Here is a 24228-nt window from a genome sequence, read left to right on the forward strand (position 1 = left end):
ATGCACAAGGCCGCCGGGCAGTCCGGCGTCAGCGGCTGCCGTTGTCTTCCTGCAGCTCTTTCTTGAACGGGATGTCCGGCGGCGGGCGCGCCACGGCCGGCTGGTCCTGCATGTTCGGATCGGTCAGGCCGCAGCCACCGCCGGCCTGCAGGATCGAGATCACGCACGAAATCCTGGTGCTGGTGCCCGGCAACGGAATCTCCATGGCCTTGACCCCCTTGCGCACCCACTCGGCCAACAGCGACTCCTGCGGCACCCAGTACTTGTCGAACGAGGTCGGGGTGTAATCGTAGGGCGGCCGCTTCAACCACGTGCCCGACTGCGCGATACGCTCCTTGCTCCAGCCATCATTGCCCCCCCCGGGCGCGCCGCGCCCGGCACTGCCCGCGCCCTCGGTGCCGGGTACGCGCACGCTGCCGTCGGCATTGAACAGACCGTCGCCCTTGCCGCTGCGCGCGGCCTGCGGCGCGCCCTGAGCGGCACCGTCGCGGTTGCGGCTGGAGGCGCCCCAGTCATCGCCACGCGCCGGTGTCGCCCAGTTGCCGGGCGTCGGCGCAGGCCGTGCGCCCGCCTGCGCCGGCACCGGGGCCGCCGCCGCTGCGCCCGCGGCGGCCGGGCTGGGAGGGGTCGATGCCGCAGCGCCTGCGCGGACCGGCGCAGCCGTCTGTGTACTGGCGCTGGCGGCCCCATCGGCTGCGGCCGCGGCCGGTGCGACTTCGCGCTCGCGCACCTGCACCTCGCGTCCACGCGGCGCGCGCACATCGGGCTCGCGACCCGCGATGGCCGCCATGCGCACCTGGGGATCGGTCACCGCCTGGACCTCACGTTCGCGCACCTGCAGGTCGCGCTGCGGCACGCGCACCTCGACATCGGTGCTGGGCATCGCCTGCGGCACTGCGGGCGCATCCACCATGGCGATCTCGCGCTCCTGCACCTGCACCTCGCGCACGCGCGGAACCTGCGCTGCCGGTTGCGGCGCACGCAGCGGCGCCGGCGCCGGTGCAGCCGACAATGGCTGCACGCTGCGCTCGCGCACGGCCGGCGTCGCGTCGCGCGGAACGATGCTGACCTCGGTCCGCGGTGGCGCCATCGGCGGCACCACGAAATCCGTGGTGGCCTGCGCCACCTCGGTCGCCTGCACTGGGGAGGGCGGCGGCGCAGCGGCCGGCGCAGGCTCGGCTTCAGCCGGTACCGGCACGCGGGCGCCGGGCGCGGCAGCAGCGGCCGCAGACGGTGGCGCAGCGGTGGCCGGCTGCGGACGCGGTGCGGTTGCTGCGCCGGCGTCCTGGCCGGGCGCGGCGGTGCCGGCAGCCGCAGCGGCCGCCGGCGCGGCGCCGGCCTGGTCGCCGCCGCCTTCCTGCGCACCCCGGCCGACGAACGCGATCTGTACGCGCTGGCCGTCAGCGCCCTGCGCATCCGGTGCGCTGGTACGGATCACCGCCACCCACAGCAGCAGCAGGAAGAACAGCAGGTGCAGCAGCGCGCTGACCAGCGCCGAGGTCCAGCGCATCCAGCGCTGGTCACGCGGTGCCGGGTCCCAGTCCTGCCAGAACAGGCGGCGCAGCGACGCCCACGGTCCCAGCGCGGGCCGTCGCCCGGGCGGGCCGGGCAACGGACGCGGCAGCAGTACGTCGATCAGTTCGCGCGCGTGCAAGGGGCGCGGCAGCGGTGTCAGCGTGCGCAGCCAGATGGCCCAGCCATAGGGAAGGCCGGTGGTCTTCTCGAGGATGGGCGGTCGCTGCTGGCGCGCCAGCAGCAGGTCGATGAGTTGCTCGGCCCGGGGCAGAGGCACGCGTCGGCGATCAGGCCGCGTTGCCGCGTGGGATGTACGGTGCGTGGCCGCTGTCGTGATCGGTCGCGTCACGCACTGCGGTTACCCCCGGCACACGGCCCATCAGGGTCTTCTCGATGCCCTGCTTGAGGGTGACGTCGGCCATGCCGCAGCCCTGGCAACCGCCCCCGAAGCGCAGCAGCACCACGCCGTCGGCGGAGACTTCCTGCACGGCCACCTTGCCACCGTGCGAAGCGAGCTGCGGATTGATTTCGTTCTCGACCACCCAGTGCACGCGCTCGACCAGCGAGGCGGCATCGCCGGGGGCTTCGCCCTTGATGCGCGGCGCCTTGATGGTCAGCTGCTGGGTCCCGGCGGTGCCGGCGACGATGTCGATCTCTGCACCGTCGAGCCAGCCGACACTGGTCGCATCCACGTACAGGGTGAAGCCGTCGCAGTCCACCGCCCACTCGTCACCGAGCAGGTCGGCCGGTTCGGCGAACTCCAGCCGGGCATCGGCGCGCGGGGTTCCCGGATCGACCGCGCTCAGGCGCACGCCCATGCCGGGCACGCCCTCACGTTCGATCAGCTTGCGGAAATGGGTCTGGGCAGTGTCGGAGATCTGGATCATCAGGCTATTCTAGCCAAGTAAGCGTCAGCCGCTCATTCGTTTTATACACCGGCCGGCGCATTGTTCAGTCAACACGAGGTGGAGGACCCCATGGCCGACCTGATTCCACTGGCGCAGGCCCGTTGCGTGCCACGCAAGGGCAGCGACCACAAGCTTGGCGAGGCCCGCCTGGCCGAACTGCTGCCGCAGGTGCCCGGCTGGGAGCTGGCCGAGGCGGGCCAGGCGCTGGTGCGCACGTTCCGCTTCAAGGATTACTACGCCACCATGGCCTTCGTGAACGCGCTGGCCTGGATCGCCCACCAGCAGGACCACCATCCGGACCTGGGCGTGCATTACGACCGTGCGGTCGTGCGCTACTCCACCCACGATGTGGGCGGCCTGAGCGAGAACGACTTCATCTGCGCGGCCAAGACCTCGGCCCTGACGGAGCAACTGCCATGAACGTGCGACTGCTGAGCCTGTCCCTGCTTGCTGCGACCGGCCTGGCCGGCTGTGGCGGGTCCGCGCCACCGGCACCGCCCGCACCGGCGCCGACCGAGGTGGCCGCAGTGAAGACCCCGCCGCCGCAGTACCCGCTGGAGCTGGCCTGCACCGGCGTGGGCGGCACCAGCACCTTCAAGGTGGTGATCGGCGCGGACGGCCGGCCCAGCGAGGTCAGCCTGCTGACCGGCGCCGGCAACCCGCAGCTGGACGAACTGGCCCGGACCGCCGTGCAGGGCTGGCAGTTCAAGGCTGCCACCCGCAACGGTGAAGCGGTGCCGGCAACGATCCAGGTGCCGGTGAGCTTCAACCCGCCGCAGCCCAAGCCGGACCAGTGCTTCGCCATTGAAGAAAGCCTGCGCCGCGGCGGCTGACCGCCGCCGGTGAAAAGGCCAGCCGACGCCCGCCTCGCCCTCGCCGCCCCGGCCCTGCCCGGGGCGGCTACCCACTGATCAGGACCGCGTCGGTACATGCTGCAGATTCCCCCCGAAAACATCTGGATCGCCCTGGCGGTCACCCTCGCTGCGGGCCTGGCCACCTCGATCGGCAGCCTGCTGGTGCTGTTCTCGCGCCGCCCCAACCCGCGCCTGCTCGCCTTCGGCCTGGCCTTCGCCGGCGGCGCGATGGTGTATGTGTCGCTGTCGGAAATCCTCAACAAGTCCATCGCCTCGTTCGCGCTGGCCTATGGCGAGCGCACCGGGTTCACCTACGGCACGCTGGCCTTCCTGCTGGGCGTGGTGGCGATCGTGCTGATCGACCATTTCATCCCCAACCCGCATGAGAGCCTGGACAAGCAGGACCCGGCGTTCCGCGACAACAGCCGTGAGTACCTGAAACGGGTCGCCCTGCTGACCTCGATCGCGATCACCGCGCACAATTTCCCGGAAGGCCTGGCGACGTTCTTCGCCACGCTGGAGAGCCCGTCGGTGGGGATGCCACTGGCCTTCGCGATCGCCATCCACAACATTCCCGAGGGCATCGCGATCGCGGTGCCGGTGTACTTCGCCACCCGGAACAAGCTGTACGCGTTCACCGCCAGCCTGCTGTCGGGCTTGGCCGAACCGGTGGGTGCGGCGATCGGTTACGTGCTGCTGTCCGGATCGCTGTCACACGCCACGTTCGGCTGGGTGTTCGGGCTGATCGCCGGGGTGATGGTGTTCCTGGCCCTGGATGAACTGCTGCCAGCGGCCAAGCGCTACGCCAAGGGCCACGAGACGGTGTACGGGCTGGTGGCGGGCATGGGCACGCTGGCGATCAGCCTGGTGCTGTTCAAATGGTGAGGGCGTTGCGACCGGCCCTGTAGCGTCGAGCCATGCTCGACTGCGCTTCAGTCGGGTCGCGCGGAAAGCCAGTCGAGCATGGCTCGACGCTACACAGAAGCGCCGGGCATGGCCCGGCGCTGCCGTCATCGCAGGCGATCCAGGACCTCCACCAGCTCATCGGCCAGCGGTGCGTTCAGCACATAAGGGCTCTTGCCGTCGTCCAGCGCGAACTCCAGCGAGGCGGCGTGCAGGAACAGGCGCTTCAGCCCGATCTGCTCGCGAAGCCGCTTGTTGACCGCAGGATCGCCGTATTTGTCGTCACCGGCCACCGGATGACCCAGGTGCTGGGCATGTACGCGGATCTGGTGGGTACGACCGGTCTCGATGCGCACCTCACAGTAGGAATGGCCACCGCGGCGCTCCAGCACCCGGAAATGGCTGATCGATTCCTTGCCGATCGCGTTGACCTGTACATGGCGCTCGCCGCCCTGGCGCAGGCCGACGTGCAGCGGCGCATCGACGGTCATCACGCCGTCCGGCATCCGCCCGACCAGCAGGGTCAGGTAGCGCTTGCGGATGCCGGCACCATGGTCTTCACGCAGCAGCGCCTGCAGTTCGCTCAGCGCAGAACGCTTCTTGGCCACGATCAGCAGGCCCGACGTGTCGCGATCCAACCGGTGAACCAGCTCCAGCGTCTGCCCCGGGCGCAGCGCGCGCAGGGTCTCGATGGCGCCGAAACTGATGCCGCTGCCGCCGTGGCTGGCCACGCCGGTCGGCTTGTTCAGGGCCAGCAGGCGCGCGTCCTCGAAGACGATGGCCTGCTCCAGCCGGCGCATGAACGCCTCCGGCGGGCCTGCCTTGTCTCCTTCTTCACTGAGACGAACCGGCGGCACCCGCACCTCGTCCCCCGCTTCCAGCTTGCGCTCGGCCTTGGCACGACCGCCATTGACCCGGACCTGGCCGCTGCGGACCAGCTTGTAGACCAGGCTGCGCGGAGCGCCCTTGAGCTGGCCCAGCAGGAAATTGTCCAGGCGCTGGCCGGCACGGTCGGCAGGAACGGTGATCATGCGCACGGAAGGCTTGTCGCCGGCCGGCTTGGTGGGGTCTTGGGCAGTCATCAGGCTGTTTATTCTGTTACACTCGGGGGGCGAGATAAGGGATTGATTTCGTTGGAAGTTACTCAGGGCCAGAAGCCCAGCTTCCGACGAATCCGGCACAGTGCGCGACCACCGCCCGCGGGGCGGCCATGTTAGCGGCTCACCGGCACTCCCGGCCATCGCCGGATGCCTGACACGCAACCGTGCTGAACATGTCCCGCGTGGCGCTCCAGCCTGGCTGACAGCTGCCTGCGGCCTTGTAACACCCCAAAACCCATAAGAGTGAAGCGCTCCCGCGGCCTGCCGTGGTGTCGTAGCGCTGGAAACCCAAGCCGCCCTCCCCGCGCTTGCGCGAATGGGCGGCGAGCCGTGTCCAGAGGCGAAACCCCATGGCGTTCCGCGCGGTAGCCGCTTGCGAGGAACGCAACAATGAAGCGAATGCTGATCAACGCCACGCAGGCCGAAGAACTGCGTGTTGCCATCGTCGATGGCCAGTCGTTGTATGACATCGATATCGAGCAGCCGTCGAAGGAACAGAAGAAATCCAACATCTACAAGGGCCGGATCTTCCGCATCGAGCCCTCGTTGGAAGCTGCCTTCGTCGAGTACGGTGGGGGCCGCCACGGCTTCCTGCCGCTGAAGGAAATTTCCCGGGACTACTTCCAGGCCGGCGTCGACCACAACAAGGCCGGCATCCGCGAGCTGCTGAAGGAAGGCCAGGAAGTGGTCGTGCAGGTGGACAAGGAAGAGCGTGGCAACAAGGGCGCCGCCCTGACCACGTTCATCTCCCTGGCCGGCCGCTACATGGTGCTGATGCCCAATTCGCCCAGCGCCGGCGGCGTGTCGCGTCGCATCGAGGGTGAAGACCGGGCCGCCCTGAAGGACGCCCTGGATAAGCTGAACATTCCCGACGAAATGGGCGTGATCATCCGCACCGCCGGCGTCGGCCGCGATGCGGAAGAGCTGCAGTGGGATCTGGACTACCTGCTCAACGTCTGGCGCGCCATCGCCGAAGCGGCACTGAGCAAGCCGGCGCCGTTCCTGATCTACCAGGAGTCGCGCCTGATCGTGCGCGCCCTGCGTGACTACCTGCGCGCCGACATCGGCGAGATCCTGGTGGACACCGAGGAGATGTACGAGCACGCCAAGGAGTTCATGCAGCAGGTGATGCCGCAGACCCTGCGCAAGCTCAAGCACTACAAGGACGACATCCCGCTGTTCAACCGCTTCCAGATCGAATCGCAGATCGAAGGCGCCTACGAGCGCAACGTGCGCCTGCCGTCGGGCGGTTCGATCGTGGTCGACCAGACCGAGGCGCTGACCGCGGTCGACGTGAACTCCTCGCGTGCCACCAAGGGCAGCGACATTGAGGACACCGCGTTCCAGACCAACCTGGAAGCGGCCGAGGAAGTGGCCCGCCAGCTGCGCCTGCGCGACCTGGGTGGCCTGGTGGTCATCGACTTCATCGACATGGCCTCCAACAAGCACCAGCGCGAAGTCGAAAACCGCCTGGCCAACGCACTGAAGTACGACCGCGCGCGCGTGCAGGTCGGCCGCATCTCGCGCTTCGGCCTGCTCGAGATGAGCCGCCAGCGCCTGCGCCCGAGCCTGGGCGAATCGAGCCAGATCGTCTGCCCGCGCTGCGATGGCCATGGCCGCATGCGCAGCGTCGAGTCGCTGTCGCTGTCGATCATCCGCGTTGCCGAAGAGCACGCCATGAAGGAGAACACCGGGCAGGTGCTGGTACAGGCGCCGGTGGAGATCGCCAACTACCTGCTGAACGAAAAGCGCAGCGCGCTGCGTGAAATCGAACAGCGCCACGAAGCGCCGATCGTGATCGTCGCCGACGAGCAGCTGCACACCCCGCACTACACCGTGACCCGCCTGCGCGAGAACGAGCTGGGCGAGGACAGCAGCAAGCCGAGCTACCAGCGTGGCACCCCGCGCAAGCTGCCGGTGCATGCGCTGACCAAGGGCCAGCTGAACATCCCGCCGCCGATGGTCACCCAGGTCAAGCACAACTCCCCCGCGCCGGTGCGCGAGGAAGCCGAGCCGACCGTGGCACCGGTCGCGGCTCCGGTGGCCGCCCCGGCACCGGCCCCGGCCGCCAGTGGCGGCGTGGTCGGCTGGCTGAAGCGCATCTTCGGTGGCGAGCCGGCGCCGGCGCCCGCTCCGGTGCCGGCCGCGCGCCAGCCGCAGCAGGACGGTGGCCGTCGCGACCGCAACAAGGATCGCAACAAGGACCGCAAGGAGCGCCGCGAGGACAGCCGTGGCAACGGTGGCAACGGCAATGCGCAGCAGCAGCGGGACGGCGGCAGCCGCAAGGAGCGCGGTGAGCAGCGCAAGGATGGCCGCAAGGACGGCGGCAACGGCAACACGCCCGCCAATGGCCAGCAGCCGCAGCAGCAGGGCAAGCAGCGCGATCAGCAGAAGGATGCGCAGCAGCAGAACAAGCCGCGCAACGAGCAGGGCCAGGGCCAGCAGCAGCCGAAGCTGAAGCAGCCCCGCCAGCCGCGTCCGCAGGACGGTGACAAGCCGGCCGAGAAGCCGCAGCGTGCCGCAGCCGAGGCTACGGCCGACACCGCAACCGCGGCTGCCGCCGTGGCCGCGACTGCCGTCGCCGCCAACGCGGTGACCGCGCAGGAAGGCACCGCACCGGCCGCTCCGGTGGCACCGGCTGCACCGGTCGCCGACGTGGTGGTGGCTGATGCCGCACCGGTGGCCGATGCCACGGTTGCTGCAGGCACTGACGCCGACGCGGTTGCCGTGTCCGGCGAAGATGCCGCAACCGACGCCGCAGGCGAACAGGCCGGCGAAGGCGCGACCCGCCGCCGTCGTGGCCGTCGCGGTGGCCGTCGTCGTCGTCGCGGTGGCGCTGACACGGCCGCCGGTTCCGATGCCCTGGGCGATGACCAGGACGACGGTGACGACAGCGAAGACAACGACAGCACCGATGCGGCGAGCGACGACGCGGTGGTCGGCAAGGCGCCGGCCACACAGCCGGGCCGGTCGCAGCCGGAGTTCGATTTCGATGACGACGCCGAGCCGGCAGCGGTTGACAACGGGAAGCCCGCACGTGCCCCGGTCGCCGTGGCCGCCGCGCTGGCACCGGTCGCTGCGGTAAGCAGCGCCGTGGTCGAGCCCGCGCCGGTCGACGCCCCGGTCAAGGCCGAGCCGACACCGTCGCCGGTGCAGACCAGCATGCTCGATGCCATCGACGCTGCCACCCCGGTGCAGCCGGTGGCGACTGCGGCCCCGGTGGTCGAGGCAACCCCGGCCGAAGCACCGGTGGCGGCTGCCGAAGCCGCGCCGGCAATCGAAGCGAAGCCGGTGGTGGCCGAGGCGGCCGCGTCCGTCGAGGTCGCGCCCGTCGAGGTCGCGCCCGTCGAAGGCACGCCCGTCGAAGGCACGCCCCGCGAGGCCACGCCGGTATCCGTGCCGGCCGCGGTGAAGGCCGAGGCCGCAGCGGTGGTTGCGCCGGCACCGGTAGCCCCGGTCGCTGCCGCGCCGCAGGCGGAACCGACGCCGGAGGTGGCCGCCACGGCGGCGCCGGCCGAAGCGCCGGCCGAAGCTTCCAGTGTTGATGCCGCGCCGGTGGAAGCCGCTGCGCCGGTGGCCGAGCCCGTGGCCGTGACCGCCGTCGATCCGGCCAGCGATGGCCACGCCGATGCAGCCGCCCTGGCCGCTGAGGCACAGGCCAGCGAAGACGACGAAGACGCCGGCAAGCGCACGCCGCCGGCCGCCTGATCGTCATTGCACAGGCTGAAACGAAACGGCGGGGATCGATGATCCCCGCCGTTTCTGTATGTGCTGTCGGGCGCCGGGCACGATGCAGGTGCGCCGCACCCTCATGACTCAGGGCTTCGGTGCAAACTGCAGCCGGGTCCACACGCCGTAATGGTCCGACGCCCAGCGTCCGCCCTCGTCGGGCTGGTCGAACAGGATGCTGGCCTCGCGCGCGACCATCTGCTCCTGCTGGAAGAAGATGTGGTCGATCCGCGATGGTGCCTGGTAGTAGTGGCGGTTGAGCGTGCTCACCGCAGCCAGGTCGGTGTTCACGTGCACGCTGCCGTAGCTGTCGCCATAGTGGCTGCGCAGTTCGCTCAGATCCCCGGCGTCGACCAGTGCGTTGAAGTCCCCTGCAATCACCACCGGCGCGCCCGCCGAGGTCGCAGTGATGAAGCGCAGCAGATCCTCGACCTGGCGGCGGCGGATACCCTGGCCGCGCGCGTCGCTGCGTTCGTTCAGATGGGTCGCATAGACATTCACCGGGTGCCCGTCGACGTCGATGCGCAGGTGCGCGACCGTGCGGTAGTCGTCCAGCGGCTGCAGCAGGTGCTCGCCCTGGGCCAGGATCGGTCGCCGGGTCAGCAACGCATTGCCGTAGCGCTTGGGCGCACCGACCGCGTCGGTGGACACGAACACATAGCGATACCCGAGCTGGCTGGCCAGCCATTGCGCCTGGTTGCGCACGTTGCGCTTCTGGATCACCTCCTGCAGCGCGACCGCGTCAGGCTGCAGGCGCCTCAGTTCGGCCAGGATGGTACGACGCCGGGTCGGCCAGTCCTCGCGGTCATGGTGCAAGTTGAACGTCACCATGCTCATGCCGGGCTCGCTGGCCACGCTGGCCACCGCGGTGCCCGCGGCCTTCGGCGACGCCGCTGCATTGCCCGCCAGGGCCAGCGCGACGGCCAGCCCCAGCGCAGCCAGCGCGCTGCGCCCTCTCCCCCTGTCGCGCATGCCTACTGTCCCTTGCGTTCGGCGCGACGCACCGCGCTGGGCACGTCGATCTCGACACGTGCCGGCAGCTGGTGCACGTGCAGTTCGTTGTTGATCCACTCCACAGCCTCACCGTTGAGGCTGGCCTGCCCGGGTTCTCCGGCATACGGCCACGGCAGCACCACGCCACCGGCGGGCGGTACCAGGCCCGGCTGCAGTTCCAGCACCAGCTGCTTGTCGCTGCGCTGCAGGCGATAGTTGAGCTGGCCCTGCGGTGTGCGCAGGCCCTGCACCGCAATGCCCTCGCCCTGCAGCCAGCTCACCGGTACACCCGCGGCCAGTACCAGCGCATCGTCGACATCACGGCTGTAGGCGAACATGTCCAGCGCCGAGCGCACGAAGTCCGAAGCCACCCAGGCATGCGGCAGGTCGCCGACGAAGAACGGCTTGCGCGGCGTGCGCGAGACCACTTCGGCCCACTGGTTCCAGGGCTGCGGTGCGCGATCCCTGAAGAAGAACTCGGTGGCCTGCCACGCCCGCTCGCGCCAGCCCAGGCGGACGAACGCGGCCACATTGCGCCATTCGTAGGGCGTGTAGTCCTTCCATTCGCGCTTGCCATCGCGACGGGCGACGAACTCGTTCCAGTAGCGCTGGAAGGTGGCTTCCAGCGCCTGCTGAGGCAGCCGGCCCTGTTCACCGCCGGGGGCCAGCGCGATGGTGGTGGAGGTCGCATCGAAATCGCCCAGCTCGGCCGAGCCCGGCAGGTAGTCGATGCGGTGCTGCTGCATGGCCGCGTGCAGCGATGCCTGCAGGTCATCACGGAACTGGTCGCGCGATTCACTGATCTGCATCGCTTCGAGCTTGCCGAGCTGGGCGGCCAGCTGCGCGGCATCCTTGTAGCCACGCAGCGCCCAGAAGTTGTCCCAGTACGAGTGCATCGGCTTGGCGGAATAGCCTTCATGGCTGATCGACGCCGGCATCATTCCGTAGAACGCCGGATTGCGCGCCCGGTTCTCCTCGGTGCGCTCGCTGGCGCGCAGCTGCTCCATGTAGGTGTAGGCCCCCAGCACGTGCGGCCACATCTGTTCGAGGAAGGCGGTGTCGCCGGTGTAGCGCCCGTACTCGGCGATGTTGTAGATCAGCTCGCCGTGGCTGTCGTTCTCGGGGACCGGGTCGCTGCCACGCGCATCGACGCAGCACGGCACCTTGCCGTTCTCGAACTGGAACGGCGCGTACCAGCGCACGTAGTCGCGCACCGCATCACTGCGCCCCATGCGCAGCAGGCCTTCGGAGATCATCGCGCCGTCGCGGATCCAGCTGCGCGCATACGAGCGGGTGCCGGGCTGCAGGCGCGGCCCGACGCGCGAGATCAGCATGTGGGCCACCGCCGTACGCAGGGTCTCCACCAGCGGCTGGCCGGCGGCAGGCACCTGCAGGGTGACCACGCCCAGCGTGTCGCGCCACATCGCGGCAACCTGCTGCTGGGCCTTGGCCACGTCCAGCGCCTGCGGCGCCCAGCTGCCGGTCTGCGGCAGCACGATCGCCACCTCGCGGCTCTGCCCCGGCTCCAGCTTGATCGTGTACAGCAGCGCACCGGAGGCCATGCCGGTCGGGTCCTTCACCGCCGTGGTGGCCGGCAGCGTGCCGCTGGCCAGGTGCATCACGTCCAGCTTGCCATCGAACGTGCTGGCAAAGCGCGCATCGGGCACCTGCAGCGGGTACAGCCGCGGCTCGCCGTTGATGCGCACCAGCTGTTCGCCGACGTCCAGGCTGTCGATGCGGCTGAAGCCACCGACCGTGTTGAGGAACTGGGTGGGCGGATTGACCTGCCACGGGCGGATCGCCAGCGCCAGGGTGTATTCGTGCGTGACCTTGTCCGGATTGCTCAGCCGGTAGCGGCCGATCAGCTGCGCGCGGTCGGCGCTGCCCTGCACGAAGCCGGTCACCGACAGGCCGGCCTTCTCATGCACCCAGTCGACGTTGGCGATCGGCAGATAGCGGTCCTGCAGCGATTGGGTGACGGCCACGTTGGACCAGTCCAGCAGCTTGCCATCGAGCCGGATGAACGGCTCGACGCTGAAACTGCCCTTGGCCGGCTCCAGTGCACCATCCTCGCTGATCAGGGCCTGCTCCTGCCCGCCGTCCAGCCCCAGAAGGGTCCAGTACGGCTGTTCGCCCACGTAGGCACGCGGCAGCGAACCGCGCGGCAGGTCGGCGGCCACGGAAGACAGGAACGCGTTCGGCGTGGCAGCGAATGCCAGCGGCTTGAGCGCGATGTCGCGCACGCCGTAGCGCCAGTTCGGGCCATCCTGCAGATCGAAGCGCACATAGCGCGCGTCGGTGTCCGGCAGGGCCAGCCAGTCGCGGCCGCCGGCCCCTGCGGAGACTTCGCGCACGGTGCGCCAGTCGCGGCCGTCCTCCGAGGTGCGTACGGTATAGCGACGGGCCTCCAGGTTCGGCAGCCAGTCGATCACCGCGCCGCCGATCTCACGGGTCTTGTGCAGATCCAGGCTGATGGTCTGCTGCTTGACACCACCGCTGACCCAGAACGTATCGCTCTTGCCATCGATCATGCGGTCCTGCAGCGCGGAGGCGGTATCGGTGATCACCGAGGGCATCAGCGCCGAATCATCCTGCGGCGGCAGGCCCTGCAGGGTCAGCTTGTCGAAGCACACCGTGCCACGGCCACCGACCTTGCTGTAGAGGGTGAACTCGACCGCCGCGCTGCGTGCCATCTCCTTGTCCGGCGACGGCCCCCAGGCCTTGTCGATCTGGCGGCGGCGGTACTCGACCGGCGTCCAGGCCTTGGGGAAGGCATAGCCGGGACGATTGACCCACCAGACGTTGTCGCCACTGGCGTCGATCAGCTTGAACTGGAGATCGTTGGCCGGCGAATCGCCGCGCAGCTGGAAACCGAAGCGGTAGTTGGCCGGATACTCGATGTTCAGTGCGCGGCGGATGCCGACGTAGCCGGAGACCTTGTGGAAGTCATAGTCCAGGCACAGCGCGCGGCCACCGCCGGCGCCACTGACCGGGCGCAGCGATCCGCTGACCTGGTCGGACAGCACCAGCTTCCAGGCACCGACATCGTCGAAGTCATCCAGCACCTTGGGCGCTGGCAGCGCCGGTGGAGCGGCGATCGCCAGGGAAGACCAAACCAGGCCCAGTCCAACGGCGATCGCACGCTTCATCCCTTCACGCTCCCCAGCAACAACCCTTGGATGTAGTACCGCTGCAGCACCAGGAACAGCGCCAGCACCGGGACCACGGTGACCACCGCGCCGGCCATCATCATTTCCACGTCCATGATGTGTTCGCGCGAGAGGGTGGCCAGCGCCACCGGCAGAGTGTAGTGCTCCTGGTCGGTCAACACGATCAATGGCCACATGAAATCGTTCCATGCGCCCATGAAGGTGAAGATCGCCAGGGTCACCAGCACCGGCTTGAGCATCGGCAGCACGATCTGGAAGAAGATCCGCAGCTCCCCTGCCCCGTCGATGCGCGCCGCTTCCAGTAGCTCATCGGGAATCGAGCGCGCGTACTGGCGGACCAGGAAGATGCCGAACACGCTGGCCAGCGCCGGCACGATCACGCCACCGAAGCTGTTGACCAGGCCGAGCTGCTTCATCAGCAGGAACAGCGGCAGCATCGCCACCTGCGCCGGGATCACCAGCGCCGCCATCAGGACCTGGAACAGGCGCTCGCGGCCGACGAAGTTCAGCTTGGCGAACGCATAGCCGGCCATGGTGTTGAGCAGCAGCGAACCCAGCGTGATCGCCAGCGACACCAGCAGGCTGTTGGCGAAGTTGCCGCCCATCCCGGTGCGAGCGAACAGCTCGTGGTAATTGTGCGTGGTGACGCTCGAGGGCAGCAGCGGCGGCGGGAAATGGGTGGCTTCGCCCTGCGGCATGAACGAGACCGACAGCATCCACAGCAGCGGCGCCAGGCTGACCAGGGCCAGCACCAGCAGCGCACCGTTGATCATCCACGGGTGCCAGCGCGACTGGCCGATTTCACGACTCATACCAACTGCCTCTTGCGGCCGAAACGCAGCATCACGGTGGTCACCGCCAGGATGATCAGGAACAGCAGGAACGCCACGGCCGAGGCGCGTCCCAGGTTCCACCACTTGAAGCCTTCCTCGAACATGAAGTACAGCACGCTGACGGTGCTCTGCAGGGGGTCGCCGCGGGTCATCACGTACGGTTCGGCGAACAGCTGGAAGTAACCGGACACGGTGATCACCCCGACCACCAGCAGGACCGGGCCCAGCATCGGCAGGGTGATGTGCAGGAACTGCTTCCAGCGCGAGGCGCCATCGATGCGCGCGGCCTCGTACAGGTCATGCGGAATCGCCTGCAGGCCGGCCAGGAAGATCACCATGTTGTAGCCGAAGTTCTTCCACACCGCGAACAGCATGATGGTGGGCATCGCCCAGTTCGGGTCGCCCAGCCAGTCGATCGGGCTGATGCCCAGGTGGCCCAGGCCGTAGTTCACCAGGCCGTAGCTGGTATGGAATAGGTACCGCCAGATCACCGCGACGGCGACCAGGGTGGTCACCACCGGTGCGAACAGCGCGGTGCGGAACAGGGCCTTGAAGCGCGCGGCCGGTGCGTTGAGCAGCATCGCCGCGCCCAGCGAAACGCCGATCGACAGCGGCACGCCGATCACCACGAAATAGGTGGTGTTCCACAGCGACTTCCAGAACATCGGGGTCTGCAGCAGATCGACATAGTTGCCCAGGCCGACGAAACGCAGGTTGCTGCTGTCGGCCAGGGCGTACAGGTCGAAATCGGTCACGCTCAGCGCCAGCGCCGAGGCCACCGGCAGGCCGAAGAACACGCCCAGCACGATCAGCGAGGGGCCGGCGAAGATCCAGCCGGCAAGCGAGGTACGTTTCATTGCGGGCTCCCGGCGGCCACCGCACTGGTCGTACCCGACGGCGGGGCGCTGCGTTGCAGGCGTTGTTGTTCATGCATCCAGCGGCGCTTGGCCAGCACCTTGTCCACGCGCTGGTCCAGCTCGGCCACGGCCTTGTCCTGCGGCAGGCCACCGCGCACGACCTGTTCGGTGACGATGCGCATTTCCTGCACGATGCGCTCCCACTCCAGCACCTTCGGCGTCGGCTTCACCCGCTCCAGCTGATCGCGGAACGCGGCGGCAAGCGGATCATTGGCCAGCGACGGCGCGTTCCAGGTGCTGCGGCGTGGCGGCAGGTCACCGATGATCGAATGGAAGCGGGCCTGGATCTGCGGCCGCGACAGGAACTCGATCAGCTTCCACGACGCTTCCTTCTGCTGCGACCTGCGGAAGATCACCAGGCTGGTGCCGCCGGCGATGCCGGCCCCGGGGCCATCCGGGCCCGGCAGTGCGGCCGTGCCCCACTGGCCTTCCAGCTCCCTGGGCTGCAGCTTCTTGAACTCGCGGATGTTCCACGGGCCGGAGATGTAGAACACGTTGAAGCCGCGGAAGAATTCATCCCAGACGTTGGAGATCTGGGTCTCGGACATCTTCGGCGCCCAGCCCTTCTCGAACATGTTGGCGTAGAAACCCAGCGTGCGGCGGAAACCCGGGCTGGAGAAATTGCCGCGGGTGTCGTCGTCGCGCAGCAGCGGGTCGGGCTGCTGCAGGGCCAGCGACAGCTGCTGCTCGAATTCATTGATCGGCATCAGCACGGCATAGCGGTTGGGTCCCTGCATGCGCTTGATCGCCGCCATCTGCTCTTCCCACTCGGCCCAGGTCCGCGGCGGATGGTCGTAGCCGGCCTTGGCCAGCAGGTCCTTGCGGTAGTAGATCAGGCGGGTATCGACATACCAGGGCACGCCCACCAGCTGGTCGTGGATCACGTTGGTATCCCAGATGCCCTGGAAATAGTCCTCCGGATCGACCACGGCCGAGCGCTGCACGAACGGCTGCAGCGGCGTCAGCGCATCCAGCTCGGCGAACTCGGGCACCCAGGTGTTGCCCAGCTGGCATACGTCGGGCAGGCCATCGGCAGCGAAGGCGGTCAGCAGCTTCTCATGCGCGGCGGTCCAGGGGATGTTCTGCACATCGACCTTGATGCCGGGGTTCTCCGCCTCGAATTCGTGGATCAGTTCGCTCACCACCTCGGCTTCGCGGCCCATGGCCCAGAAGCGCACGGTGGTGGTGCCCTGCTCCTGGCGCGTGCAGCCGGCCATGGCCAGCGCGGCCAGTGCAGGCAGTGCCCAGCGCCGCAGGCGGTGTTTCCAGTCGTGCACCTTGTTACTTCCCCTGGCCGGTGTTGCGGTTGGCATTGTTTTTCTGTTCCTGCGCAGCGGCGGCGCGTGATTCGGCGATGCCGACCGCGCGCGCGGCAGCGGCCTTCTCATCCTTCTGCAGCAGCAGCGGCTGAAACTCGCCCTCCGGCGCCAGCCAGCCACCGCTGAAGCCGGCGCGTTCCAGGCCCTTGCGGATGTACGGGTTCTTCTTCATCACTTCCCAGACGAAATCATTCCGGTAGTTGGCGATCATGGTCAGGATCGGGCCCTGGTCGATGGCGATGTAATCGCTGGCGACCCAGCCGCGATCCGGCACCACGCGGCCGGTCTTGATCGGAATGTCGTAGTTGAAGCTGGGATTGAACGAATCCAGGAAGCCGTAGCTGGAATAGATGTAGTCGCCATAGCGCTTGTGCATCTCCAGCGTGGCCGGGATCACTTCCTCCGGGGCGAACACCACCGAGGAGATCGCTGCGGTCGGGGCGATGGTGCCGTCATCGAAGTTCTCGCGCAGGCCGGCACCGCGCGAGGAGTAATGGCGGAACTGGCGCTGCTCGCCGCGGTATTCCTGGGTGGTGTTCTGCGGCCCGTCGCTGGCGGTCAGGCCCCACACGTTCTCGCCGTACTCCTTCCAGTTCATCGGGTTGGCGATGGCGTACTCGCGCTGCGCCAGCGCGGCCGAACGGCTGTTGAGGAAGTAGGTGCTGCCGCGCTCGCGCATGTACGCGTCCTGGATGTCGCGGAAGTCGATCCAGACGTGGCTGTACTGATGACCGAACAGCGGCCCGAAGGACAGGTATTCCTGGCCCTGGTAGACGCCCCAGTCGTTGTCGTAGGTCCGCGTCCACACCGTCCACGCGTCCGGGCTGACCGGGTGGCTGGGCGAGCCCAGGGCGAGGATGTAGACCATCATCGCCTCGTTGTAGCCCATCCAGTCGTGATCGATGAAGCCGCTCTCGGGGAACCAGCCCATCGAGATCAGCGGCGCACGCTGCTGCAGCCACGGCCAGTCGACCTTTCTGTACAGGGTGTCGGCGATCTGCCGGATCTCCTTCTCGCGCGGATCGTCGCCGTCGTAGTACGACTGCGCGAACAGCACGCCCATCATCAGCAGCGCGGTATCCACCGAGGACAGTTCCACCCAGCTGTCGTAGCGACGGCCTTCCTGCATGTCCAGGAAGTGGTAGTAGAAACCCTTGTAGCCGGCCTTGCCGGTGCGCTGCGGCCCCATCGGCACGTCGCGGAAGAACTTCAGCGTGGTCAGGGTCCGGTCGATCGCCTGGTTGCGGCTGACCCAGCCGTTCTCGATGCCGATCGGGTACGCGGTCAGCGCGAAACCCACCGAAGCGATGCTGGCGAACGGCCGCGACGGATAGCGGTCCGGGGTCAGCCCGTTGATCTCGTTGGTGGTATCCCAGAAGAACTGGAAGGTGCGGCGCTCGATGTCATCGAACAGCGGCGGCAGCTCCGGCTTCATCGGCCGTGGCGGGGCATCGGCCTCGATCAGGATCACCGGTGGGCGCGGCTTGGCGGGTTCCTGCTGGGCCGGTTTGCAGGCAGCGATGGCCAGGGTCATCGCAGCGGCGGTCAACAGGTGGCGTGCCTGCATGGCGCGGTTCCTCCGGTGGGCTGATCGATGAAAGAGCATAACGTCCAATGACCTGAAATCGTTTACAGAATGCACGCTGAAAAAGCCACGCGAACGTGGCCGGTCAGGGTGCGTATTGCCCACGCCGCTGCGCCCGGTACAGGGAGCAGTGGCCTGGGCAATGGACCGGCCGCAGCCGGCCATCGCCGCTGAAACCGGCGCCATCGGGGAACCGATGGCGCCGTGACGGCTCCGCTTAGAAGCGGAAGCCCACTTCGGCCTTGACCTGGCGCGGGGTACCGATGATGTCGCCGGTCTCGTTGTAGCTGGCCTGCAGCTTGCCGTTGGTCTTGACGTAGTTGTAGGTGGAGAAGTTGTCGAAGTTGAACACGTTGATGATGTCGATTCGAGCGTACAGCTCGGTGTCGCCCGCCATCTTGAACGTCTTCGTCGCCTGCAGGTCCACCGAACGGTAGCCGAAGATCTTGCCACCCACCAGGAACTTGCCATTGGCGTTGGGCACGGCGGCCTGCGGGGTCGGCAGGGTGTAGCCACTGGCCTGCGGCACCGGGTACCAGTCGTTGACCGCAGTCGGGGTGGCCAGGGTGATCTTGCCACCGAAGGTGATGCCCCAGAAGCCCGCATACGAACCGGTGACCACCAGGCGGTGGCGCGGTGCGCCGTTGGAACGGATGGTCGGGTAGTCGCTGATCAGGCCGCGGTCGAAGGCGTACTTCTCGTTGATGTCGCGGTTGTGGCGCGCGGTGGTCCAGGTGTAGGCAATCGAGGTACCCCAGCCGCTTTCCTTGGTGAACGGCTTCTGCGCCGACAGCAGGACCTGGGTGGCGCGGGTCTTGATGCCCTGCTGGCCGATGATCAGGCTGCCGAAGCCCGGCACGTTGCAGCTCCAGGCCTGGCTCAGGCCCGGATCGGTGCCGCCGCACAGGCGCGGGTCATCGAAGAACTGGCCGGTCGGGTAGCGGTTGCCCAGGGTGAAGGCGAAGCCGTCGTAGCTGAGGGTACGGGCGATGGTGGCGTCGGTCAGCCAGTCACCGATCTGGTTGCTCATGCCCAGGCTGAACTGATCCGAGTACGGCGCCTTCAGCTTGTTGTTCAGCAGGTCGACTTCCAGGCCGGCATTGCTGGTCGCACCGACCAGCGCCTGCAGGTTGCCGATGCCGTTGAGCAGGTTCGGGTTCCAGTCATAGCAGGCGGCCTGGCCGTTGATGCAGGTGCCGGTGGCAGGGTTGCGGAAGTAGATGGTCGGCTGCGGCAGCGCCAGCTTGGTGGTTTCCAGCTGCAGGTTGTCGAACAGGTCGCGGTCGTAGGAACGACCGGCACCGCCGTGGATCACATGCTGCTCGTCGGCATTGATGTCATACGAGAAGCCCAGGCGCGGCTGCCAGGCATCCTTGAACGCCTTGCGGTTGTGGCCGTTGCTGATGTAGTCGCTGATGTCCAGGCCGCCCAGTGCCAGCGAATCGGCGTAGGTCTGGCCGGCGGCAGCGCGCGGATCCTGCGAGTAGATCGCGTCCACCACCTGCTGCGGGGTCACGAAGTCCAGGTACGACGGGGTCTTTTCGTAGTCCCAGCGCAGGCCGAGGTTGATCTGCAGGTGATCGTTGACCTGCCAGTCGTCCTGGATGAACACACCGTACTGCTTGGACTTCGAACGCACTTCACCGGACACGCCCGACACGCCGGTCACCGGCTTGACGAACTGCGCCTTGTACGGAATGTCGGAGCCGAAATCCGGGTCGCCCAGGGTGTAGGTGAAGGTCGGGTTGATCTGCGCCGCGTCGGAGGCGTACAGGTCGATCTGCTTGTACTTCACACCCATCTTGATGGTGTGGTCGCCGGCCCACTGGATGCCGTCCAGGGTCAGGTTGTCTTCGATCGACCAGCCCTTCTGGCCCTTCACCTGCGAGTCCAGTGCCGAGGCGCCACCGATCTTCACGATGGTGCGGTCTTCGGTGCCGTCCGGTGCGGTGTAGGTGATGCCGTTGGCCAGGGTCAGCGGGGTCGGGTTGTTGAACGAATCTTCGTGGGTGACCATCAACTCGTTGTAGTAACGCTCGCCGCTGTGGTTCCAGCGCAGGGCGTAACGGCGGTCGGTGTTGACCACTTCACGGCCGGCTTCCGGCGAGGTCTGGCCACTGAACTGCGACTGGGTCTCGTCGCGGTCCTGGAAGGTCAGCTCGATGCGATCGTTGTCGGTCGGCTCGAAGTCGATCTTGCCGAAGATCAGGTCCTGCTGGAACGGCTGGCTGGCCGGGCCGAGGCCGGCGGCGCCGGCCGGCGGCAGCAGGCCGGCAGCGCCGGTAACCGCGCCGTCCGGTGCGATGGTGACCGGCAGGTCGAAGCGCTTGGCTTCGTAGGTCACGAAGAAGTGGGCCTTGTCCTGGATGATCGGGCCGCCCAGGGCGAAGCCGTATTCCTTCTCGGCCGAGACCATCTTCTCCTTGCCGCCCTGGCGCTCGGCCGGGGTCTTGGCGCGCATGTCCTCGTCGGTGTAGCGGTAGAACGCCTCACCCTTGAATTCATTGGTACCGGACTTGGTCGCAGCGGTCACCGCGGCACTGGAGACCTGGCCGTACTCGGCCTTGTAGTTGCCGCTGATGACCTTGTATTCGCCGATGGCCAGCTGCGGGAACGGGTTGCCGGCGCTGCCGGACTGGCCGGCCACGCCGCCGCCCTTGACGTAGCTCTTCTGGCCCACGCCGTCGATGTAGACGTTGGTGCCGTCGGCATTGGTGGCACCGCCGCGCAGCGAGGTGTTGCCCTTGGCGTCACGGGTGAAGATCAGGCCCGGCACCGCATCTGCGAACTCCAGGAAGTTGCGCGACACCTGCGGGGTGGTCTGGATCTGCTGCAGGCTGACGGTCTTGCCGACTTCCGAGGTACGCACTTCCTGCAGCAGGGTCGGCGCAACGACGTTGACCGTATCCAGATTGGTGGCCGCCGTGGAGCCGCCGCCGCCGGCAGCGGCCTCGCTGAAGTTCAGCGTCGCGGTGGAGGCCACGGTGACGGTGACCTTCTGGGTCTGACCGTTGGCGACCACGTTGTAGGTGCCCGGATCCAGGCCCATCAGCGAGTAGCTGCCGTCGGCACGCACGCTGCCACGGCGCACGGTGCCGGTGGCCACGTTGGTGGCGGTGACTTCCGAGCCGGCCTGAGCGCCAGCCACCTGGCCGCGAAGGCTGGCGTTGGCCGACTGCGCCATGACGTTCGGAGCGGCGGCCAGCATCAGGCAGCTGACCAGTGCGGTGCTCAGCAGCCGGCGAGCCGGCATGCGGATAGTGGAATGCATCATCAACTCAATCTCCGGGTGGTGGTGACCGCTTGCACGGTCCCTGCGATCAGTCAGAAAAAGAAGGAACGCCTCTGGCTTCAATGGCCCGATGGCGGAGTGGTGGAATCGCGAACAATCAGGCGCGGGACCAGGGTCTGCTTGTCCCCTGCCCCTTCCGTGGAGGTGCCGTCCATCAACTGCAACAAGCGCGACATCGCCCGATCGCCGAGCTCGGCGATGCTGACCTGCATGGTGGTCAGCGACGGGTGGACGAAACGCGCCAGCGGAATGTCATCGAAACCGGCCAGGGCGACATCGGACGGAACGTGGACACCTGCCTGCGCGAAGGCATACAGACACCCAAGGGCCATCATGTCGTTGGCGGCGAACACGGCATCGGGCAGCGTGCCAGCTGCCAGCAACTCCTGACCGGCGCGATGGCCGGAAGCTTCGTCGAAATCACCGGGCAGCTCGATGCCCTCGGCGCTGCCGCCAAAAGCCGCCAGCGCATCACGGAAGCCGCGCAGGCGCTCGCGCGCGTCGAAGTTGAGGTCCGGGCCAGAAATGAAAGCGATGCGGCGGTGGCCGGCATCCAGCAGATGGCGGGTCATCGCCATCGCCCCGGCGTGGTCATCGATGCTCAACACCGGATGGTCCTGGCCAGGCAGGTAGGTGTTGATCAGGACCGTCGGCAGGGCCTGCGGCAGGTTGTCGGTCAGGAAGCCGGGGCTCTCGGCATAAGGCGAAAGCACCAGCAGGCCGTCGACCCGGCCGCGCATGGCACGCAGGGCCGCGCCCTGCTGTTCCTGGTCGCCGTGGTAGCTGGACACCAGCAGGTGCTGGCGACGGCTGCGGGCGACGTTGTCGATGCCACGCATCAACTCGGAGAAGAATTCGCCGTACAGGTCCGGAAGCACCACGCCGACCGTATTGGTGCGGCGGCTGCTCAGGCTGCGGGCGGCGGCGTGCGGGGTGTAACGCAGCCGTGCGGCCACTTCCAGCACAAGCTGGCGGACCGGTTCGGCGACATTTTCATGCCCGTTGAGCGCGCGCGAAACGGTGGCCACGGAGACCCTGGCTTCACGGGCGACGTCTTTGATTGTGATGGCTGCCTTGTTCACGAAGCCGCCCTCCACGGCTTGGATCTACCAGCATTGGCGCGGAATGTAAGCGTTTCCATCCGCGCTTGTAAACAGTCCGTTAGGCGAATGTCCCACAACGGACACAGAAACCTGTCCTCGACCGGCCCCTGCCGGGACCGGCCAGGACACCACAGGACAAGGGCTCAGCCTTGTTCTGACGGTGTCCTTGCGTCGATGGACAGAGCGTGGATATCGGTATCCATCAGCGACCCCAGCGCGGCGTAGACCGCACGGTGACGGGCCAGCGGGGCCAGTCCGGTGAAGCGGTCGCTGACCACCCGCACGTTGAAATGGCCGCGGCCATCGCGTGCACCGGCGTGGCCGGCATGGCGATGGCTGTCATCCTCGATGTCCAGCACGCTGGGGGCCAGCGCCTGCTGCAATGCATCACGGATCTGCTCGATCCGCCGCGCGTTCATGGCAGCACCTTGCGGAACGGACGCACCTGCACCCGGGCGTAGACCCCGGCAGCCACGTACGGGTCGGCCTCGGCCCAGGCCTGGGCCGCCGCCAGCGAATCGAAGCCGGCAATCACCACCGAGCCGCTGAAACCGGCCGGACCGGGGTCTTCACTGTCGATCGCCGGGCATGGCCCGGCCAGCAGCAGCCGGCCCTCATCGCGCAGCGCGGTCAGCCGCGCCAGGTGTTCAGGCCGCGCCTGCAGCCGCTGCGCCAGTACATCCTGGCCGTCATACCCTTCAATCACATACCACACCGGCAGCTCCTCGCTCGTGTTGCTGGACGCTGCCGATTCTAGCCAATGCCGGCCGCCGCCCGGCCGTTGCTGGACACTGGCCCGGCAAAGGCTTACCCTAGGGTCCATTGCACGTGGCTGGATGCAGCAGCCCGTCGGTTTTTGCGGCCAACGCAGCCCCCGACGACCGATCCGCTGCTTCGAACCGGCCCACCGACCGGGCCACGTAGACGACCTCCCCGTAGTTCTGTCGCTGCCGTGTCCTGCGGCGCGTCCTGCTGTTTGATGTGTGGAACCGCGCCGAACGTGGCGTGCCTGGTGTCCTGGGAGTCCGTGGCGCATGCCCGGCGTACCCGGTCACCGCGACTGGTCCGTTGCAATCCTGATGTCCATTAGATGACTTCCGAACTCGCGCTCGACGCGAACCCGCCAACCCGGCCGCCCGCCCCCCAGCAGCAGGAAATGCCGCTGGCCGTGGTGCATGGGCAACCGGTCCTGCAGATTCCGCAGGACCTGTACATCCCGCCGGATGCGCTGGAAGTCATCCTGGATGCCTTCGAAGGACCGCTGGACCTGCTGCTGTACCTGATCCGCCGGCAGAACCTGGATGTCCTGGACATTCCGGTGGCCGAGATTACCCGCCAGTACGTGGAATACATCACCGTGATGCGCGAGCTGCGCTTCGAGCTGGCGGCCGAGTACCTGGTGATGGCGGCGATCCTGGCCGAGGTGAAGTCGCGCATGCTGCTGCCGCGCCCCCCCAGCGTGGAGGGTGAGGAAGCCGATCCGCGTGCGGAGCTGGTGCGCCGGCTGCAGGAATACGAGCGGTTCAAGCAGGCCGCCGAGGACATCGATGCCCTGCCCCGGCAGGACCGCGATACCAGCCTGGCGCATGCCTTCATGCCCGAACGCGCTGCGGTGAAGCTGCCGCCGCCGGTCGAGCTGAAGGAAATGCTGATGGCCCTGCACGACGTGCTCAAGCGCGCCGAGCTGTTCAGTGGCCACGCGATCAAGCGCGAGGCACTGAGCGTGCGGCAGCGCATGGGAGAAGTGCTGGGACGGCTGGAAGATGGCCGGTTCTATCGTTTTGAGAGCCTGTTCACCGCCGAGGAAGGCAAGCTGGGCGTGCTGGTCACGTTTCTGGCGGTGCTGGAGCTGGCCAAGGAGCAGCTGCTGGACCTGGTCCAGGAAGAGCCGCTGGCGCCGATCTACGTGAAGTCCCTGGCTGCCGGCAATACCAATGCCCCGCTGCAGTTCAGCAGCGAGTTCGACGACAACGACGCCGCCAATGAAAACGAGTGAGCGCTGACTGC

The 24228-nt window shown here is 67.6% G+C and carries 18 protein-coding genes; 5 read left to right on the forward strand and 13 right to left on the reverse strand.

All coding sequences use genetic code 11. The features are described 5' to 3' along the window. Positions 1-28: 28 nt before the first annotated feature. Both Q5Z10_RS14225 and Q5Z10_RS14230 read right to left on the reverse strand, forming a co-directional pair. On the reverse strand, positions 29-1792 hold the full coding sequence (locus tag Q5Z10_RS14225; protein WP_303636064.1) for a hypothetical protein: 1764 nt from the start codon (positions 1790-1792) through the stop codon (positions 29-31). A gap of 10 nt (positions 1793-1802) precedes the next feature. Beyond that, positions 1803-2402 (reverse strand): NfuA family Fe-S biogenesis protein, encoded by a 600-nt coding sequence (locus tag Q5Z10_RS14230; protein WP_303636065.1) that lies wholly within the window; start codon positions 2400-2402, stop codon positions 1803-1805. A gap of 90 nt (positions 2403-2492) precedes the next feature. On the opposite strand from Q5Z10_RS14230, the gene Q5Z10_RS14235 reads away from it, so the two are divergent. The 3 genes from Q5Z10_RS14235 to zupT all read left to right on the forward strand — a co-directional run bounded on the left by Q5Z10_RS14235 (position 2493) and on the right by zupT (position 4162). Beyond that, positions 2493-2843, forward strand: a complete 351-nt coding sequence (locus tag Q5Z10_RS14235; RefSeq protein WP_303636066.1) for a 4a-hydroxytetrahydrobiopterin dehydratase — start codon at positions 2493-2495, stop codon at positions 2841-2843. Then, positions 2840-3256, forward strand: coding sequence for an energy transducer TonB (locus tag Q5Z10_RS14240; RefSeq protein WP_303636067.1), 417 nt, complete (start codon positions 2840-2842; stop codon positions 3254-3256). The genes Q5Z10_RS14235 and Q5Z10_RS14240 overlap by 4 nt, the downstream gene beginning before the upstream one ends. Before the next feature lie 96 nt (positions 3257-3352). Then, positions 3353-4162 carry a zinc transporter ZupT gene (gene zupT / locus Q5Z10_RS14245; RefSeq protein ID WP_303636068.1) on the forward strand — a complete coding sequence of 270 codons (810 nt, stop codon included), beginning with the start codon at positions 3353-3355 and terminating at the stop codon, positions 4160-4162. Positions 4163-4287: 125 nt separating this feature from the next. On the opposite strand, the gene Q5Z10_RS14250 is transcribed toward zupT, so the two are convergent. Further along, positions 4288-5262: an RluA family pseudouridine synthase gene (locus tag Q5Z10_RS14250; RefSeq protein ID WP_303636069.1), complete on the reverse strand. Its 975-nt coding sequence runs from the start codon at positions 5260-5262 to the stop codon at positions 4288-4290. A gap of 408 nt (positions 5263-5670) precedes the next feature. Between Q5Z10_RS14250 and rne the strand changes: the two genes are divergently transcribed. Then, entirely contained in the window at positions 5671-8988 is a 3318-nt protein-coding gene (rne, locus tag Q5Z10_RS14255) for a ribonuclease E (protein ID WP_303636070.1), read from the forward strand. Between the two features lie 108 nt (positions 8989-9096). Here the strand turns inward: rne and Q5Z10_RS14260 are convergent, their stop codons facing one another. From Q5Z10_RS14260 to Q5Z10_RS14305, 10 genes are all read right to left on the reverse strand, one after another. Then, a complete protein-coding gene (locus Q5Z10_RS14260) occupies positions 9097-9981 on the reverse strand; it encodes an endonuclease/exonuclease/phosphatase family protein (protein WP_303636071.1) in 885 nt (294 codons plus the stop codon). A 2-nt stretch (positions 9982-9983) separates the two neighbouring features. Next, positions 9984-13151 (reverse strand): discoidin domain-containing protein, encoded by a 3168-nt coding sequence (locus Q5Z10_RS14265; RefSeq protein WP_303636072.1) that lies wholly within the window; start codon positions 13149-13151, stop codon positions 9984-9986. Continuing rightward, complete coding sequence (locus Q5Z10_RS14270) at positions 13148-13984, reverse strand: carbohydrate ABC transporter permease (protein ID WP_303636073.1); 837 nt, start codon at positions 13982-13984, stop codon at positions 13148-13150. Before Q5Z10_RS14270 ends, Q5Z10_RS14265 begins: the two co-directional genes overlap by 4 nt. Further along, positions 13981-14862 (reverse strand): carbohydrate ABC transporter permease, encoded by an 882-nt coding sequence (locus Q5Z10_RS14275; RefSeq protein WP_303636074.1) that lies wholly within the window; start codon positions 14860-14862, stop codon positions 13981-13983. The genes Q5Z10_RS14270 and Q5Z10_RS14275 overlap by 4 nt, the downstream gene beginning before the upstream one ends. Continuing rightward, on the reverse strand, positions 14859-16139 hold the full coding sequence (locus Q5Z10_RS14280; protein WP_442758959.1) for a sugar ABC transporter substrate-binding protein: 1281 nt from the start codon (positions 16137-16139) through the stop codon (positions 14859-14861). The genes Q5Z10_RS14275 and Q5Z10_RS14280 overlap by 4 nt, the downstream gene beginning before the upstream one ends. A 64-nt stretch (positions 16140-16203) precedes the next feature. Beyond that, the gene (locus Q5Z10_RS14285) at positions 16204-17808 is read right to left on the reverse strand and encodes a glucoamylase family protein (RefSeq protein WP_303636076.1); all 1605 of its coding nucleotides are present in this window, start codon (positions 17806-17808) and stop codon (positions 16204-16206) included. Between the two features lie 235 nt (positions 17809-18043). Beyond that, on the reverse strand, positions 18044-21100 hold the full coding sequence (locus Q5Z10_RS14290) for a TonB-dependent receptor (RefSeq protein ID WP_303636077.1): 3057 nt from the start codon (positions 21098-21100) through the stop codon (positions 18044-18046). Positions 21101-21177: 77 nt separating this feature from the next. Continuing rightward, the gene (locus Q5Z10_RS14295) at positions 21178-22215 is read right to left on the reverse strand and encodes a LacI family DNA-binding transcriptional regulator (protein WP_303636078.1); all 1038 of its coding nucleotides are present in this window, start codon (positions 22213-22215) and stop codon (positions 21178-21180) included. Between the two features lie 149 nt (positions 22216-22364). Continuing rightward, the gene (locus Q5Z10_RS14300; protein WP_303636079.1) at positions 22365-22640 is read right to left on the reverse strand and encodes a BolA family protein; all 276 of its coding nucleotides are present in this window, start codon (positions 22638-22640) and stop codon (positions 22365-22367) included. Next, positions 22637-22936 carry a YciI family protein gene (locus tag Q5Z10_RS14305; RefSeq protein ID WP_303636080.1) on the reverse strand — a complete coding sequence of 100 codons (300 nt, stop codon included), beginning with the start codon at positions 22934-22936 and terminating at the stop codon, positions 22637-22639. Before Q5Z10_RS14305 ends, Q5Z10_RS14300 begins: the two co-directional genes overlap by 4 nt. 375 nt (positions 22937-23311) lie before the next feature. Between Q5Z10_RS14305 and Q5Z10_RS14310 the strand changes: the two genes are divergently transcribed. Continuing rightward, positions 23312-24217, forward strand: coding sequence for a segregation and condensation protein A (locus tag Q5Z10_RS14310; protein WP_303636081.1), 906 nt, complete (start codon positions 23312-23314; stop codon positions 24215-24217). The last annotated feature ends 11 nt before the right edge of the window (positions 24218-24228 follow it).

Origin of the sequence: Stenotrophomonas sp. 704A1 (assembly GCF_030549525.1) — a bacterium.
Lineage (GTDB): Bacteria > Pseudomonadota > Gammaproteobacteria > Xanthomonadales > Xanthomonadaceae > Stenotrophomonas > Stenotrophomonas tuberculopleuritidis.

Bases quoted from the DNA above. Each gene is read 5' to 3' on its own strand.
- Q5Z10_RS14230 (WP_303636065.1), bottom strand. From the start codon at position 2,402: ATGATCCAGATCTCCGACACTGCCCAGACCCATTTCCGCAAGCTGATC.
- Q5Z10_RS14235 (WP_303636066.1), top strand. From the start codon at position 2,493: ATGGCCGACCTGATTCCACTGGCGCAGGCCCGTTGCGTGCCACGCAAG.
- Q5Z10_RS14240 (WP_303636067.1), top strand. From the start codon at position 2,840: ATGAACGTGCGACTGCTGAGCCTGTCCCTGCTTGCTGCGACCGGCCTG.
- zupT (WP_303636068.1), top strand. From the start codon at position 3,353: ATGCTGCAGATTCCCCCCGAAAACATCTGGATCGCCCTGGCGGTCACC.
- Q5Z10_RS14250 (WP_303636069.1), bottom strand. From the start codon at position 5,262: ATGACTGCCCAAGACCCCACCAAGCCGGCCGGCGACAAGCCTTCCGTG.
- rne (WP_303636070.1), top strand. From the start codon at position 5,671: ATGAAGCGAATGCTGATCAACGCCACGCAGGCCGAAGAACTGCGTGTT.
- Q5Z10_RS14260 (WP_303636071.1), bottom strand. From the start codon at position 9,981: ATGCGCGACAGGGGGAGAGGGCGCAGCGCGCTGGCTGCGCTGGGGCTG.
- Q5Z10_RS14265 (WP_303636072.1), bottom strand. From the start codon at position 13,151: ATGAAGCGTGCGATCGCCGTTGGACTGGGCCTGGTTTGGTCTTCCCTG.
- Q5Z10_RS14270 (WP_303636073.1), bottom strand. From the start codon at position 13,984: ATGAGTCGTGAAATCGGCCAGTCGCGCTGGCACCCGTGGATGATCAAC.
- Q5Z10_RS14275 (WP_303636074.1), bottom strand. From the start codon at position 14,862: ATGAAACGTACCTCGCTTGCCGGCTGGATCTTCGCCGGCCCCTCGCTG.
- Q5Z10_RS14280 (WP_442758959.1), bottom strand. From the start codon at position 16,139: ATGGCCGGCTGCACGCGCCAGGAGCAGGGCACCACCACCGTGCGCTTC.
- Q5Z10_RS14285 (WP_303636076.1), bottom strand. From the start codon at position 17,808: ATGCAGGCACGCCACCTGTTGACCGCCGCTGCGATGACCCTGGCCATC.
- Q5Z10_RS14290 (WP_303636077.1), bottom strand. From the start codon at position 21,100: ATGATGCATTCCACTATCCGCATGCCGGCTCGCCGGCTGCTGAGCACC.
- Q5Z10_RS14300 (WP_303636079.1), bottom strand. From the start codon at position 22,640: ATGAACGCGCGGCGGATCGAGCAGATCCGTGATGCATTGCAGCAGGCG.
- Q5Z10_RS14310 (WP_303636081.1), top strand. From the start codon at position 23,312: ATGACTTCCGAACTCGCGCTCGACGCGAACCCGCCAACCCGGCCGCCC.